Consider the following 14676-nt stretch of genomic DNA (forward strand, 5'->3'; position numbering starts at 1 on the left):
GCTCAAGTCTCTGAAGTGGTGGAACTGGGTCAGCTTGATCCTGAACACATTATTACCCCAGGCATCTTTGTCCAACATGTAGTTGCCGTTGAAGCCACGTCACCTGTATCAGCATAAGGAGAACAACATGAGCTATCAAAAACTCAACCGTGATCAGATTGCTGAACGTGTTGCACAAGATATTCCAGATGGGGCTTATGTCAATTTAGGCATTGGTTTACCGACCAAGATTTCAAAATACTTACCTGCCGATAAAGATGTGTTTCTGCATTCTGAAAATGGTTTGTTGGCCTTTGGCCCCCCTCCAGCCAAAGGTGAAGAAGATCCTGAACTGATTAATGCAGGTAAGGAATACGTGACTATGCTGACTGGTGGGTGCTTTTTCCATCATGGCGATTCATTTGCCATGATGCGTGGTGGACATTTGGATATTGCAGTACTCGGTGCATTTCAAGTTGCAGCCAACGGAGATCTTGCCAATTGGCATACAGGTGCAGCCGATGCCATTCCTGCTGTAGGTGGTGCAATGGATTTAGCCGTCGGTGCAAAGAAAGTGTTTATCACGACTGATCATGTCACCAAACAAGGTGAGCCAAAAATCGTTGAAGAACTCAGCTATCCAGCAACAGGATTGAAATGTGTCGATCGTATTTATACCGATCTGTGTGTGATTGATGTGACTACAGACGGTTTAAAGGTAATTGAAAAAGTGGATGGTCTGAGCTTTGAAGAGCTACAGGCTTTGACAGGTGCTCAATTGATTGATGCCACACAGGGATAATGAATCTCTCCCGTGCGGAACTTTAATCGTTCCTCACCCTTTAACAAAGGGTGGAGTTCCCCCTCTTTACAAAGAGGGGTTAGGGGAGATTTTTAAGGAAAAACACATGAAAAACGCTTATATCATTGATGCCATTCGTACTCCATTTGGTCGTTATGCAGGTGGTTTAGCGCCTATACGTGCAGATGACCTTGGAGCGATTCCACTTCAGGCCTTGATGCAACGTAATCCAAGTGTCGATTGGCAACAAGTAGATGATGTGATTTACGGCTGTGCCAATCAGGCGGGTGAAGACAACCGTAATGTGGGGCGTATGTCAGCATTATTAGCAGGCTTACCTTATCAAGTGCCTGCTACTACAGTGAACCGTTTATGTGGTTCATCACTGGATGCGATTGCCATGGCTGCGCGTGCGATCAAAGCCAATGAAGCTGACCTGATCATTGCTGGTGGTGTGGAAAGTATGAGCCGTGCCCCATACGTGATGGGTAAATCAGAGAGTTCATTTGGACGTAGTCAAAAGATTGAAGACACCACCATGGGATGGCGTTTTATCAATCCAAAACTCAAACAAATGTATGGTATAGACACCATGCCACAAACGGCTGAAAACGTGGCAGAACAATTCAATATCAATCGTGCCGATCAAGACCAGTTTGCCTTGGTGAGCCAACAACGTACTGCAGCAGCGCAAGCCAAAGGCTTTTTTAAACAAGAGATCGTGCCCGTCACTATTCCTCAGCGTAAGGGTGATGCGATTGTGGTGGATAGCGATGAACATCCGCGTGCATCAACCACGATTGAAGCCTTAACTAAACTCAAAGGTGTGGTAAAAGCAGATGGCACAGTGACAGCAGGTAATGCATCAGGGATTAATGATGGTGCAGCAGCACTCTTGATCGCCTCAGATGAAGCGGTTGCTCACTATCAACTGAAACCACGCGCCAAAATTATTGCTGCAACAACGGTGGGTGTTGAACCACGCATTATGGGATTTGCAACTGCACCTGCAATTAAGAAATTACTGCAACAGACCAATCTGACATTAGAGCAGATGGATGTGATTGAGTTAAACGAAGCCTTTGCAGCTCAGGCATTAGCGGTAACTCGTGATTTAGGTTTAGCTGATGATGATGCACGTATCAATCCGAATGGTGGTGCGATTGCTTTAGGTCATCCTTTGGGTGCGTCAGGCGCACGCTTAGTCACCACCGCATTGAACCAGCTTGAACAGATTCAAGGACAGTACGCATTGTGTTCAATGTGTATTGGTGTGGGTCAAGGCATTGCGCTGATTATTCAACGTGTTGAGTGAGGTTTGATATGAGCCAGTTATATGCCAGCTTGTTTTATCAGCCTGAAGCCACGGACATTTTTAGTGATCGTGCTTTGTTGAACTACATGATTCAAGTTGAAGTTGCTTTAGCAAAAGCTCAGGCGCAGGTTGAAGTCATTCCCATATCTGCTGCAACGATCATCGAGCAAGTTGCACAAAATGCATTAGAAGCTATTGATTTTGATGATTTAGCCGTTGCGTCAGGTTTGGCTGGAAATATTGCAATTCCTTTTGTGAAGCAATTTACAGCAATCGTAAAACAACAAGATCAAGATGCTTCTCGATATGTGCATTGGGGTGCGACTAGCCAAGATATTATTGATACAGCGATGATTTTGCAGTGCCGTGATGCATTGCTATTGATCGAAAAGCAATTGCAATTTGCTTATCGCATTTCGATTAAACAGGCACAGCAATATCGTAATCAAGTCATGATCGGACGTACATGGTTGCAGCAGGCATTACCTATTACTTTGGGTCATAAATTTGCGCGTTGGGCAGCAGCATTTAAACGTGATTTAGATCGCTTACAAGCTATGAAATCTAGAGTTCTAACAGCTCAGTTAGGTGGTGCAGTAGGTTCTTTGGCTTCTTTAGGAAATCAAGGCTCGGCAGTCGTTCAAGCTTTTGCAGCTGAGTTAAATCTAACTGTTCCTGAATGTACGTGGCACGGTGAGCGTGATCGTATAACTGAAATGGCTGCCACGCTCGCAATCATTGTTGGTAATACAGGAAAAATGGCTAAAGATTGGTCATTGCTGATGCAAACAGAAATTGCAGAAATATATGAGCCGACAGCGAAAGGGCGTGGTGGTTCATCGACAATGCCTCACAAACGAAATCCTGTTGCAGCAGCTTCAGTTCTTGCAGCTGCAAATCGCTTACCAGCATTAATGGCTAGTGTTTATCAAAGTATGGTGCAAGAGCATGAGCGAGCTCTAGGTGCTTGGCACGCGGAATGGTTGGCGATTCCAGAAATTTTTCAGTTATGTGCAGGCGCATTAGAGCGGACTACTGACGTGCTTGAAAATATGCAAGTCAATCCTGATGCCATGCAGTGCAACCTTGAATGTACCAATGGATTGATTATGGCTGAAGCGGTGATGATGGCACTTGCAACTAAAATCGGGCGATTGAATGCGCACCAGCTAGTTGAGCAAGCTTGTCAGCAAGCCGTTAATCAGCAACAGCATTTAAAAATCACATTATCCGAGATGGATGAAGTCAACGTACATTTGAGTCCAAGTGAACTGAATGAGATTTTCAAACCTGAAACTTACCTCGGAAATATTCAGGCGCAAATTGATGCGGTTCTAAAAGCAGCACAAGGAGATTCGGCATGATGATCAAAATAAGCAATCGTCAAGGCCATCAATTGGCTGTTCAAACATCGGGTTTGAAAGACGCACCTGTACTCATGTTCTCAAATTCTTTGGGTACTGATCATGGGATGTGGCAAGCGCAAGTTGCAGCTTTTGCTGAGCATTATCAAGTCATTACTTATGATACGCGTGGGCATGGTGACAGCGATGTAATTGTCGATACAACTTTGCAAAATCTTGCTGAAGATGTGGTGGATATTTTAGATGCCTTAACAATTCAAAAAGCCCATTTTTGTGGAATTTCAATGGGTGGCATCACAGCGCTTGAATTAGCGATCCATCATGCTGAGCGTTTTCATAGTATTACCGTTGCGAACTCTGCTGCCAAAATTGGTACAGCCGACGCATGGAATATGCGGGCAGATAGTGTTGAACAAACAGGTCTAGCAGACATCGTGAAAACGACACATACCCGTTGGTTTAGTGAACATTTTGATTATGTACATGATGTTCTGGCTCAAAAAACAATTCAGAGCTTAGCGGTTACACCAGCACAGGGATATGCCAACTCTTGTAGAGCATTGGCAAATGCAGATGTGCAATCAAAGCTGAGCTTGATTCAAATCCCAACTTTAATTATCGCAGGTCAATTTGATCCTGTTACTACGGTTCATGATGCAGAGTTCATGCATCAGTCTATTGCAAACAGTCAACTTGAAATCTTGGCAGCGTCTCATTTGTCCAATATTGAACAACCCCAAGTTTTCAATCAGGCATTGGCTAAGTTTATTCAAAAAATATAACCGCAAAGGTTAGAAAGGAATTCGCCTACAAGGAGGCAACTATGGCACAGGAATTTGCTGCCCCAAAAAACAGTATGGATGCACAAGCACTGATTAATGATGCACCAGTAAGCAAGTATCAATGGATGATTGCAATTATTTGTTTTCTCATTGTATTTGTAGATGGAATCGATACTGCTGCGATGGGTTTTATTGCACCAGCATTAGCACAGGATTGGGGAATTGATCGTTCTCAACTCGGTCCTGTAATGAGTGCGGCGCTGGGTGGGATGATCATTGGTGCATTGGTTTCAGGCCCAACTGCGGATCGTTTTGGTCGCAAAATCGTTTTAACGATTTCAATGTTGATCTTTGGTGGTTTTACTTTGGCATCTGCTTTTGCAACTGATCTGAATAGTTTAGTTGTATTGCGCTTCTTAACAGGTATTGGTTTAGGCGCTGCAATGCCAAATGCAACCACATTATTCTCAGAGTATTGCCCGCAACGAATCCGTTCTTTGCTCGTCACTTGTATGTTCTGTGGTTATAACCTTGGCATGGCGATTGGTGGCTTCATTAGCAGTTGGTTAATTCCAACATTTGGATGGCACAGCCTATTTTTGGTCGGGGGAGTTTCTCCATTAATCCTCATGATATTGGTGATTGTACTTTTGCCAGAATCATATCGTTTCCTAATCGTCAAAGGTAAAGACTCTCAGAAAGTACGCAACATTCTGAATCATATTGCACCTGAAAAAGTACAGCGTGCTGAAAGCTTCCATATTCCAGAAGAGCAATCTGCTGTTGCAGAAAAGAAAAATGTATTTGGCATGCTGTTTTCTAAGCAATATGCCAAAGGCACAGTTTTGTTGTGGTCAACTTATTTCATGGGATTAGTGGTGATTTACTTACTCACCAGTTGGTTGCCAACGTTGATGCGTGAAACAGGTGCGACTATGGAGCGTGCAGCATTTATTGGTGGCTTATTCCAATTTGGTGGCGTGTTGAGTGCCTTGTTTATTGGTTGGGCAATGGATCGCTTTAATCCAAATCGCATTATTTCAGGTTTCTATTTTATTGCTGGATTGTTTGCAGTGGCGGTGGGCAAAGTCTTAGCAATCCAACATTATTGGCCATTCTCGTATTGTGCGCAGGTATTGCAATCAATGGTGCGCAATCGTCTATGCCTGCCTTAAGTGCTCGCTTTTATCCTACTCAATGCCGTGCAACAGGCGTGGCATGGATGACAGGTATTGGTCGCTTTGGAGCAGTATTTGGGGCTTGGATTGGCGCAGTTTTATTAGGTAATGATTGGTCATTTACCGCGATTTTAAGCCTCTTAATGATCCCTGCAACAGCAGCTGCGGTCGCGATCTTTGTGAAATCTTTAGTTGCTCATACAGATGCAACCTAACATTAAATCTCTCGATATCAGGACAACGCCAATGAATGATGAGCAGCGTTATCAACAAGGACTTAAAGTCCGTACAGAAGTACTTGGTGAAAAACATGTCGGTCGTTCTTTAGAGAACCTGAATGATTTTAATCAAGATTTCCAGAATTTTATTAGTCGTTTCGCTTGGGGGGAAGTGTGGTCACGTGAAGGTTTACCACGGCACACCCGTAGTTTAGTCACCATTGCCATTTTATTGGCCTTGGGACGAGAAGATGAATTGAGAATGCATTTACGTGCTTGTTTTAACAACGGGGTGACCAAGGATGAGCTTAAAGAACTGATTTTACATAGTTCATTGTATGCAGGTTTACCAGCCGCAAATGCGGCCATGCATATGGCTGAAGAAGTGTTCAAAGAGCTTGGAATAGATGTGCAACCCGTTTCAGTACAAGCAAAAGATTAAGGAGACCGTCATGTTACATCACACATTGGGTGCATATCCGCAACGCGATACAGAGGATCATCCGCCAGCATATACACCGGGCTATAAAACCAGTGTATTACGCTCGCCAAAGAATGCATTGATTTCGATTAATGAAACATTGACTGAGGTGACTTCACCGCATTTTGAGCCGAGTATTTTTGGGCCTAAAGACAATGATTTGATTTTGAATTATGCCAAAGAAGGACTGCCGATTGGTGAGCGGATCATCGTTCATGGCTACGTGCGTGATCAGTTTGGTCGCCCTGTAAAAAATGCCTTATTAGAAGTTTGGCAGGCCAATGCATCGGGTCGCTATCGTCATCCAAATGACAAGTTTATTGGTGCAATGGACCCTAACTTTGGTGGGTGTGGTCGTACTTTAACTGATGAAAATGGTTTCTATATTTTCCGTACCATTAAGCCCGGCCCATATCCTTGGCGTAACCGTATCAATGAATGGCGTCCTGCACATATCCATTTTTCTCTTATAGCTGATGGTTGGGCACAACGTTTGATTTCGCAGTTCTATTTTGAAGGCGATACCTTAATTGACTCATGCCCAATTTTAAAAACCATTCCATCTGAGGATCAACGTCGTGCTTTGATCGCGTTGGAAGACAAAAATAATTTCATTGAATCAGATAGCCGTTGCTACCGCTTTGATATTCATCTTCGTGGTCGTCGTGCGACTTATTTTGAAAATGATTTGACTTAATGGAGTGACAGAATGAACGCGTGGAATTTTCAGGAACTTAAAGAAACACCATCTCAGACAGGTGGTCCTTATGTTCATATCGGTTTATTACCTCAACAAGCCAATATCGAAGTCTTTGAACATAACTTCAATAATCAGTTGGTAAATGAGCAAACTCAGGGCGAGCGTATTCGTCTTGAAGGTCAAGTGTTTGACGGGCTTGGTTTGCCATTAAGAGATGTATTACTGGAAATCTGGCAAGCAGATGCCAATGGGGTTTATCCAAGTCAGGCTGATACACAAGCAAAAACTGCTGATCCAAATTTTCATGGATGGGGACGCACAGGTGCAAATTTTGAAACTGGTTTCTGGAGTTTTAACACCGTAAAACCGGGTTCAGTTTCAGGACGTAAAGGTACGATCCAAGCACCGCATATCGCAGTGGCTTTATTTGCCCGTGGCATCAATATTGGTTTGCATACGCGTATTTATTTTGAAGATGAAGCAGATGCAAATGCAAACGATCCTATTTTAAACAGCATCGAGTGGGCCACACGTCGCCAAACACTGATTGCAAAACGCACAGAAGCAGATGGTGAAATTGTTTACCGCTTTGATATTCGTATTCAAAGTGAAGATGAAACTGTGTTTTTTGATATTTAAGAGTTAATAACGAAAGATTGCTTTGTCTTGGGAAAGACGGGCATCCATTAAGGATGATGAAGATGAAAATGAAAACACTGGCAGCGTTTACGCTGCTTGTAAGCCCTTTTTTTGCGGTTCAAATGGTACAGGCACAAGAAAATACGCATAGTCCAGTTCAATTGGCTGAGTTGGTGAAATCACCTGTTAAAACAATTGTACCGATCACAGCGAAAACTAAAGATCAGGCTTTGGCACAAGCAAAAGTGATTGCGGCAAATCCAGATGTAGATTTGGCTGAGTTTCGTATCGATTTACTTGATTTTGCGAATGAAACTAAACAAGTGATTGCATTGGGTCAGGAGCTAAAACAGATTCTAGGCAATAAGCCTATGATTGCGACGATTCGTACGCATAACGAAGGTGGCAAGCTCACGATTAGCGATGTTGACTATGGAAAAACTTACCAAGCTTATTTAAAACATCCTTTTATGGACATGTTGGATGTTGAAATGTTTCGTGACCAACAGATTGTCAAAAATATCGTGAAATTGGCGCATGATAAAAATGTACTGATCGTCATGTCGAATCATGATTTCCAAAAAACGCCAAGTGAAGATGAGATCGTTAAACGTTTATTAAAACAAGATGAACTTGGGGCAGATATTTTAAAAATCGCAGTCATGCCACAAAGCAAACAAGATGTCTTCACTTTGATGAATGCAACTTTAAAAGTGAGTGAGTTGTCCAAGAAACCACTGCTCACAATGTCAATGGGAAGACTTGGAACGATTTCCCGAATTGCAACAGCAAATATGGGCGGTAGCTTTAGTTTTGGCATGATTGGTGAAGCTTCAGCACCAGGTCAAATTGATGTAACTCAACTAAAGCAGTTTTTAAAAACGGTTCAACCGACACAATAATTGAAAAGGATTTGTTAGACATGAAATTGATTTCTTTACGTTTAAGTACTTTAGCGATGGGTTTGGCTATATCTAGTTTGGCTACAGCAGAAACGTATGTGGTTGATCGTTATCAAGATGATGCTGAAAAAGGCTCATTACGTTGGGCGATAGAGCAGGCAAATACTCAGCCGACTGTAAGCAGTGAAATTTTGATCCAAGCGGTAGGAAAAGCACCTTATGCAATTAAGGTCAATAGTCCGCTTCCAGAAATTAAAGCACCAGTAAAAATTATTGGTACACAGTGGGCCAAAACTGGTGAGCATATCGCGATTGATGGTTCAAACTATATTAAAGGCACAGGAGTAGAAGCTTGTCCAGGAGCAGTTGCAGGGCAATTTGGTACTAATGTTAGAACGACAACTTTACCGGGAATTGTTTTACGTGACATTAATGGCGTAACTATCCAGGGTTTAGAGATTCGTCATTTCTGTATTGGCATTTTGATGAATCGTGCGAGTAATAACGTCATTCAAAACAACCGCATTATGCATAACTATGGTGGTGCAGGAGTAATGCTGACGGGTGATGATGGCAAAGGCAATCCAACTGCAACGACGACCAATAACAATAAAGTGCTCGATAACTATTTCCAAGACAATGGTGATGGGCTTGAGTTAACGCGTGGCGCGGCATTTAACTTAGTCGCAAATAATCATTTTATTTCAACTTCAGCAAACCCAGAGCCGTCACAAGGCATAGAAATTCTTTGGGGGAATGATAATGCTGTGGTTGGCAATAAATTTGAGAATTATTCAGATGGTTTACAAATCAACTGGGGTAAACGTAACTATATCGCCTACAACGAACTCACCAATAACTCAAATGGTTTTAACTTGACGGGTGATGGCAATATTTTGGATAGCAACAAAGTGCATGGCAATCGTATAGGAATCGCCATTCGTTCAGAAAAAGATGCAAATGCACATATCACACTGACTAAAAATCTAATTTGGGATAACGCCAAAGATATTAAACGCTGTGAGGCAGGTGGGAGTTGTGTTCCAAATCAACGTTTAGGCGCGATAGTTTTTGATGTTCCGGGCTTAGAACATGCGCATTTTGTGGGTTCTCGTGGGCATGGTGTGAAGATTGATCCTGCAAATTTACAGAAAACTTGCCAACAGCCAAATGAGCAAGGCTGTAATGCGCAGCCCAACCAAGCAATTCAAGCACCGAAATTGAGTTTCTCAAAAGGACAAGTGAATGTGGTTGTAATAGGGCAAGCAAACCAGCGCTATCAAGTTGAATTATTTGGCAATCGTTTAACGAGTTCAAATGAAGCAGAGATTTACTTAGGTTCAATCGTTGCTGCGACCAATGCACAAGGCGAAGCGAATGTTTCATGGAAACCAACAACAAAAGTAGCATCTCTAACTGCAAATGTAACGGATCAACTCGGTGCAACATCTGAACTTAGTACAGCGCTAAAAATGAAATAAGAAAGCACGGAGGCTTTTTATGAACTCAAATAAGTTATTGATTAAATTAAGCTGCTTGGCAGTTGCTATCTGTACAGCGCAAAGCAGCTTTGCAAATGAACCGTGGTCACAAGATCGTCAATGGCTACTTGGTGATTGGAATAGTCAACGCCAACAACTTGAACAAGACGGTTATAAGTTTACTGCATCGATTATGAGCCAAGGGGCGACCAATCTAGATGGCGGATATAACGATACCAACACATTTAAAAATGCAGCACAGTTAGCGCTAGGTGCAAATTTTGATTTAGAAAAAATTGCAGGATGGAAAGATACAACAGCCAATATTGTCATTACAAAACGTGATGGTAATGCGCTAACTCTTGAGCAGATTAAAGACCCACGCTCAAGTGCATTAGGTAACTCACAAGAAATTTATGGTCGAGGCAAAATCTGGCGTTTAACCCAAGCATGGGTAAAAAAAGGTTTTGCTGATAATACGGTTCAATTCAAGATTGGACGTATGGGCATGTCTGATGACTTTAATAGTTCGCAATGTGAATTCCAAAATCTACTGCTATGCGGTGGTCAGCTTGGAAAATCAATAGGATCTATTTGGTACAACTGGCCTGTAGGGATTTGGGGAACCAATATCAAGTATCAGTTTTCCCCTGAATGGACGCTTGGAGTCGGTGTCTATGAAGTAAATCCTGACAATGTAAAAACCGAAAAAGACAGTGACGGTTTTAATTTGGATATGGATAACGTGAAAGGCGCAACGATTCCAGTAGAACTGGCGTGGCGACCTAAACTTACGATATTTAATGGTTTGCCGGGAGAATATAAGGTTGGTGCGTTGTATTCGACTGCTGAAGCAAATGATATTGCGACGACCGATAAAGTCCATGATGGCAAGCATAGTTTTTGGTTGAATACTCAGCAGCAACTCACGCAGAAAGGCGACGATGCAAAACGCGGTTTATACGCCAGTTTTAATGTCGTTGTGAATGATAAAGCCACTACGGCAGTTCAAAGCACTCAGCAACTCGCACTTTGGTACAAAGGGGCTTTTGATAGTCGTCCACATGATTCGATTGGTTTTGGTATTGCCAATTATTTAGTCAATGACCGTTATAAAGATCGTCAAATCGCAACGAATACGAGTCGTGGTTATGACGAATATGATGCATTCGCAACAGATTATGTCCCAGTTCAACGAGATGAACTCAATGTTGAGCTGAACTATAGCTATCAATGGTCACCAGCAGTTATGTTAAGACCAAACCTACAATATATTCATCAACCCGCGGGTGTAAAAGAGGTAGATGATGCTTGGGTTGCTGGATTGAGCATGCGAGTGAATTTCTAATATAGGAGTATGAAGTATGTCTGAATCTACAAGCTCACATACCATACTGAAGATATGGTGTCTGATTTTAGGCTTAGTATTACTGCTCACAGGACTGTTTTTTACAGTCGGTGGCGCTAAGTTAGTTGCTTTAGGGGGATCATGGTATTTCGTGATCTCTGGTGTATTCACTTTAGTATCAGCAATTTTCATTTTTAAAAAGAAAGCAGTTGGCGTTTGGCTATTCAGCTTAGTGTTCATCGGTACGATTATTTGGTCACTTCTTGATGCGGGTTGGGAGTTTTGGCCCTTATTTTCACGTTTGATGTTCCCAGCGGGTTTATTTGCGGCGTTGATGTTTACATTACCTTCGATTCGTCGTTATCAAATTCAACCGAGTGCTGATTTAGCTGCTTATGGCTTTGGTATGCTGACTGTTCTAGGCATGTGCGTCGGTCTCTACCAAATGTTCCAACCTCATGCGACAGTTTCGGCTTCAGGTCAGGAGCTACCATTAGTTCCTGTTAAAACAGATATGAAGCAAACCAATTGGCAGCATTATGGACAGGATTCGGGTGGTAGTCGCTTTGCTGCTTTAGATCAAATTACTCGAGATAATGTTCATCAGTTAAAAGAAGTATGGCGTTTTCGTACAGGTGATTTTACGACGGGTACCGGTAATGGTGCAGAAGATCAAATGACACCTTTACAAGTCGGCAATAAGATTTTCTTGTGTACACCACATAACAATATTTTTGCTTTAGAGGCTGACTCTGGCAAGCAATTGTGGAAAGCAGAAGTTAATTCAAAAGCGGATGCGTGGGAACGTTGTCGTGGTGTTGCTTATTTTGATTCGACTCAACCTTTAGTTCAGCCAATATTAGCTGGTGCGACACCCGTTAAAACGGTTGCAACAGATACAGCATGTTTAAGGCGTGTGTATACCAATACACCAGATGGGCGATTAATTGCAGTAAATGCGGATACAGGTGAACGTTGCAAAGACTTCGGTGTAAACGGTACGGTGGACTTACTCAAAGGTTTAGGCGAGGGTACCAAAGCGCCACGTTTTGAAGTAACTTCAGCGCCAACGATTGCGGGAACAGTGCTCGTCGTTGGAAGCCGAATTGCAGATAACTTCGCAGCAGATATGCCGGGTGGAGTGATTCGTGCATATGATGTCATTACAGGTGAATTACGTTGGGTGTTTGATCCACGAAATCCTGATCCAAATTACATGCTTAAAGAAGGCGAAACATACAAACGTAGTTCGGCGAACTCTTGGGCAGCGATGTCATATGATCCGCAAATGAATACCGTGTTTTTACCAATGGGTAGCTCATCTGTCGATGTTTGGGGCGGCAATCGTCAGCCTTTAGATCATAAATACAATTCATCTGTTTTAGCTTTAGATGCGACAACAGGTAAAGAAAAATGGGTTTATCAAACGGTTCATAATGACTTATGGGATTTTGATTTACCGATGCAGCCAAGTTTGGTGAACTTCCCGATGAAAGATGGCAGCAATAAACCTGCTGTTATAATTGGAACTAAATCAGGTCAATTCTTTGTCTTAGACCGCTTAACAGGTCAGCCTTTGACAAAAGTGATTGAACAACCTGTCAAGCCAGCGGACATCGAAGGTGAACAATATAGCCCAACGCAACCTCGATCAGTTGAAATGCCACAAATTGGTAATGCAGCCTTGACTGAGTCTGATATGTGGGGTGCGACACCTTTTGATCAGCTGATGTGTCGTATCAATTTTAAATCGATGCGTTACGAAGGCTTATATACAGCACCTGGCAAAGACAAATCTTTGAGTTTCCCAGGCTCCTTGGGTGGTATGAATTGGGGCAGTATTGCGTTTGATCCAAGTCATCAATACATGTTTGTGAATGACATGCGTTTAGGTTTATGGATTCAGTTAATTGAACAGACACCTGAAGATTTAGCGCTTGAAGCCAATGGTGGTGAGAAAGTGAATACAGGTATGGGTGCAGTACCAATGAAAGGTACACCATATAAAGTTAACAAAGATCGCTTCTGGTCTAAGTTGAATATTCCATGTCAAAAACCGCCGTATGGAACAATGACTGCAATCGATATGAAAACGCGTCAAATTGCATGGCAAGTTCCAATGGGTACTGTAGAAGATACTGGTCCAATGGGAATCAAAATGGGGCTTAAAGCACCAATTGGGATGCCAACGATCGGTGGGCCGATGGCAACGCAAGGTGGTTTAGTCTTCTTTGCTGCGACACAAGATTACTATTTACGTGCCTTAGATTCGTCTACAGGTAAAGTCTTATGGAAGTCTCGTTTACCCGTGGGTAGCCAAGCTACACCGATTAGTTATGTTTCCCCTAAATCAGGGAAGCAATATGTATTGATTACCGCTGGTGGTGCACGTCAATCGCCAGATCATGGTGATTATGTGATTGCTTATAGCTTAAACTAAGTGTTTAATTGATCCGTTCTAAAGCCTGCAAAAGCTTACTTTTGCAGGCTTTTTTATTTAAATCATGCAAGTCATGTATTTTATAAAATCTCATAATCGATAATCAAAAAGATGAAACCAAACTAGAAAATTGGCATATTCATTGCTTAACATAAATACATCTGGTCAGACCAGTCAGACAATGCAATAAATTGGAGCAAAAATGGACTTGGAACAATTCAATCAATTGGATACAGCGCATGCCGAAGCGGCATTAAGCCCATGTGTCCATATTCATTCATGGATTGAGCATTTAGTTCAACATCGTCCGTATTCGACTCGTGATGCATTGTATCAGACTGCCAAAGTTCAAGCTCAAACATGGCAATGGTCTGAGATAGCAAATGCTTTAGCACAGCACCCTCGGATCGGTGAGAAAAAAGCAGCGAGTGCATTGTCTGAAAAAGAACAGCGCTTTTCAGCCAAAGAGCAAGGACAACTTGGGGCAGATGAAGACCTTCAACAAGCACTGTATCAGGGCAATTTAGATTACGAATCTAAATTTGGACATATATTTTTAATTCGTGCGGCAGGGCGAACTGGCGCAGAAATGTTAGCTGAGTTACAACGCCGTTTAAACAATAGTGTGGTGCAGGAACAGCAAGAAGTTCAGCAACAATTGGCTGAGATTGCACTTATTCGTTTAAAACAGGAGATTCAATAATGGCTGGTATTAGTACGCACATTCTAAATGCTTCACTCGGAAAACCAGCAGTTGGAGTTACTGTCAAATTATTTCGAGAAGTAGAGCAACAATACGTGCTATCTGATGAGCAACAGACGGATGCTGATGGACGTATTAAAGCATTTGAGTTTGAGTCTTTTACGCAAGGGAATTACCAGCTGATTTTTGAAATTTCAGACTATTTTCAATCGTTAAATACAGAGAGTTTTTATCCGAGAGTGTGCATTGATTTTAAAGTACTTGATATACAACAACATTATCACGTACCGCTATTAATCAGCCCTTTTTCTTATTCAACCTACCGTGGCAGCTAATTTAGAAAT

At 42.3% G+C, this 14676-nt stretch carries 14 protein-coding genes and 1 pseudogene; all 15 read left to right on the forward strand.

The genetic code is table 11. The features are described 5' to 3' along the window. The coding region (locus IO68_RS33770; protein ID WP_023014356.1) for a CoA-transferase at window positions 1-117 on the forward strand (117 nt) is incomplete at its 5' end. A gap of 10 nt (window positions 118-127) precedes the next feature. Next, window positions 128-781 carry a 3-oxoacid CoA-transferase subunit B gene (locus IO68_RS33100; RefSeq protein WP_023014357.1) on the forward strand — a complete coding sequence of 218 codons (654 nt, stop codon included), beginning with the start codon at window positions 128-130 and terminating at the stop codon, window positions 779-781. Between the two features lie 106 nt (window positions 782-887). Next, window positions 888-2096 carry a 3-oxoadipyl-CoA thiolase gene (gene pcaF / locus IO68_RS33105; RefSeq protein ID WP_023014358.1) on the forward strand — a complete coding sequence of 403 codons (1209 nt, stop codon included), beginning with the start codon at window positions 888-890 and terminating at the stop codon, window positions 2094-2096. Window positions 2097-2104: 8 nt separating this feature from the next. Continuing rightward, window positions 2105-3460 (forward strand): 3-carboxy-cis,cis-muconate cycloisomerase, encoded by a 1356-nt coding sequence (gene pcaB / locus IO68_RS33110; RefSeq protein WP_023014359.1) that lies wholly within the window; start codon window positions 2105-2107, stop codon window positions 3458-3460. Next, entirely contained in the window at window positions 3457-4242 is a 786-nt protein-coding gene (gene pcaD / locus IO68_RS33115) for a 3-oxoadipate enol-lactonase (protein ID WP_023014360.1), read from the forward strand. Before pcaB ends, pcaD begins: the two co-directional genes overlap by 4 nt. Before the next feature lie 41 nt (window positions 4243-4283). After that, window positions 4284-5635, forward strand: a pseudogene (locus IO68_RS33120) (MFS transporter). Between the two features lie 31 nt (window positions 5636-5666). Then, the gene (pcaC, locus tag IO68_RS33125; RefSeq protein WP_023014361.1) at window positions 5667-6080 is read left to right on the forward strand and encodes a 4-carboxymuconolactone decarboxylase; all 414 of its coding nucleotides are present in this window, start codon (window positions 5667-5669) and stop codon (window positions 6078-6080) included. 10 nt (window positions 6081-6090) lie between these two features. Beyond that, window positions 6091-6816 carry a protocatechuate 3,4-dioxygenase subunit beta gene (gene pcaH / locus IO68_RS33130; RefSeq protein WP_023014362.1) on the forward strand — a complete coding sequence of 242 codons (726 nt, stop codon included), beginning with the start codon at window positions 6091-6093 and terminating at the stop codon, window positions 6814-6816. A gap of 12 nt (window positions 6817-6828) precedes the next feature. Next, window positions 6829-7458: a protocatechuate 3,4-dioxygenase subunit alpha gene (pcaG, locus tag IO68_RS33135; RefSeq protein ID WP_023014363.1), complete on the forward strand. Its 630-nt coding sequence runs from the start codon at window positions 6829-6831 to the stop codon at window positions 7456-7458. A gap of 68 nt (window positions 7459-7526) precedes the next feature. After that, window positions 7527-8360, forward strand: a complete 834-nt coding sequence (gene aroD / locus IO68_RS33140; protein ID WP_161626795.1) for a type I 3-dehydroquinate dehydratase — start codon at window positions 7527-7529, stop codon at window positions 8358-8360. A 20-nt stretch (window positions 8361-8380) separates the two neighbouring features. Beyond that, complete coding sequence (locus tag IO68_RS33145; RefSeq protein ID WP_023014365.1) at window positions 8381-9841, forward strand: nitrous oxide reductase family maturation protein NosD; 1461 nt, start codon at window positions 8381-8383, stop codon at window positions 9839-9841. A 19-nt stretch (window positions 9842-9860) separates the two neighbouring features. Further along, entirely contained in the window at window positions 9861-11189 is a 1329-nt protein-coding gene (locus IO68_RS33150) for a carbohydrate porin (RefSeq protein WP_023014366.1), read from the forward strand. A gap of 16 nt (window positions 11190-11205) precedes the next feature. Further along, complete coding sequence (locus tag IO68_RS33155) at window positions 11206-13629, forward strand: glucose/quinate/shikimate family membrane-bound PQQ-dependent dehydrogenase (protein WP_023014367.1); 2424 nt, start codon at window positions 11206-11208, stop codon at window positions 13627-13629. Between the two features lie 202 nt (window positions 13630-13831). Next, entirely contained in the window at window positions 13832-14332 is a 501-nt protein-coding gene (gene uraD, locus IO68_RS33160; protein WP_023014368.1) for a 2-oxo-4-hydroxy-4-carboxy-5-ureidoimidazoline decarboxylase, read from the forward strand. Continuing rightward, window positions 14332-14667 (forward strand): hydroxyisourate hydrolase, encoded by a 336-nt coding sequence (uraH, locus tag IO68_RS33165; RefSeq protein ID WP_004880295.1) that lies wholly within the window; start codon window positions 14332-14334, stop codon window positions 14665-14667. The genes uraD and uraH overlap by 1 nt, the downstream gene beginning before the upstream one ends. Window positions 14668-14676: the final 9 nt, after the last annotated feature.

This window comes from Acinetobacter sp. COS3 (assembly GCF_000475335.1).
GTDB lineage: Bacteria > Pseudomonadota > Gammaproteobacteria > Pseudomonadales > Moraxellaceae > Acinetobacter > Acinetobacter venetianus.

What these genes read in the sequence shown, in the direction of transcription:
- IO68_RS33100 (WP_023014357.1), top strand. Translation starts at nt 128, where the DNA reads ATGAGCTATCAAAAACTCAACCGTGATCAGATTGCTGAACGTGTTGCA.
- pcaF (WP_023014358.1), top strand. Translation starts at nt 888, where the DNA reads ATGAAAAACGCTTATATCATTGATGCCATTCGTACTCCATTTGGTCGT.
- pcaB (WP_023014359.1), top strand. Translation starts at nt 2,105, where the DNA reads ATGAGCCAGTTATATGCCAGCTTGTTTTATCAGCCTGAAGCCACGGAC.
- pcaD (WP_023014360.1), top strand. Translation starts at nt 3,457, where the DNA reads ATGATGATCAAAATAAGCAATCGTCAAGGCCATCAATTGGCTGTTCAA.
- pcaC (WP_023014361.1), top strand. Translation starts at nt 5,667, where the DNA reads ATGAATGATGAGCAGCGTTATCAACAAGGACTTAAAGTCCGTACAGAA.
- pcaH (WP_023014362.1), top strand. Translation starts at nt 6,091, where the DNA reads ATGTTACATCACACATTGGGTGCATATCCGCAACGCGATACAGAGGAT.
- pcaG (WP_023014363.1), top strand. Translation starts at nt 6,829, where the DNA reads ATGAACGCGTGGAATTTTCAGGAACTTAAAGAAACACCATCTCAGACA.
- aroD (WP_161626795.1), top strand. Translation starts at nt 7,527, where the DNA reads ATGAAAACACTGGCAGCGTTTACGCTGCTTGTAAGCCCTTTTTTTGCG.
- IO68_RS33145 (WP_023014365.1), top strand. Translation starts at nt 8,381, where the DNA reads ATGAAATTGATTTCTTTACGTTTAAGTACTTTAGCGATGGGTTTGGCT.
- IO68_RS33150 (WP_023014366.1), top strand. Translation starts at nt 9,861, where the DNA reads ATGAACTCAAATAAGTTATTGATTAAATTAAGCTGCTTGGCAGTTGCT.
- IO68_RS33155 (WP_023014367.1), top strand. Translation starts at nt 11,206, where the DNA reads ATGTCTGAATCTACAAGCTCACATACCATACTGAAGATATGGTGTCTG.
- uraD (WP_023014368.1), top strand. Translation starts at nt 13,832, where the DNA reads ATGGACTTGGAACAATTCAATCAATTGGATACAGCGCATGCCGAAGCG.
- uraH (WP_004880295.1), top strand. Translation starts at nt 14,332, where the DNA reads ATGGCTGGTATTAGTACGCACATTCTAAATGCTTCACTCGGAAAACCA.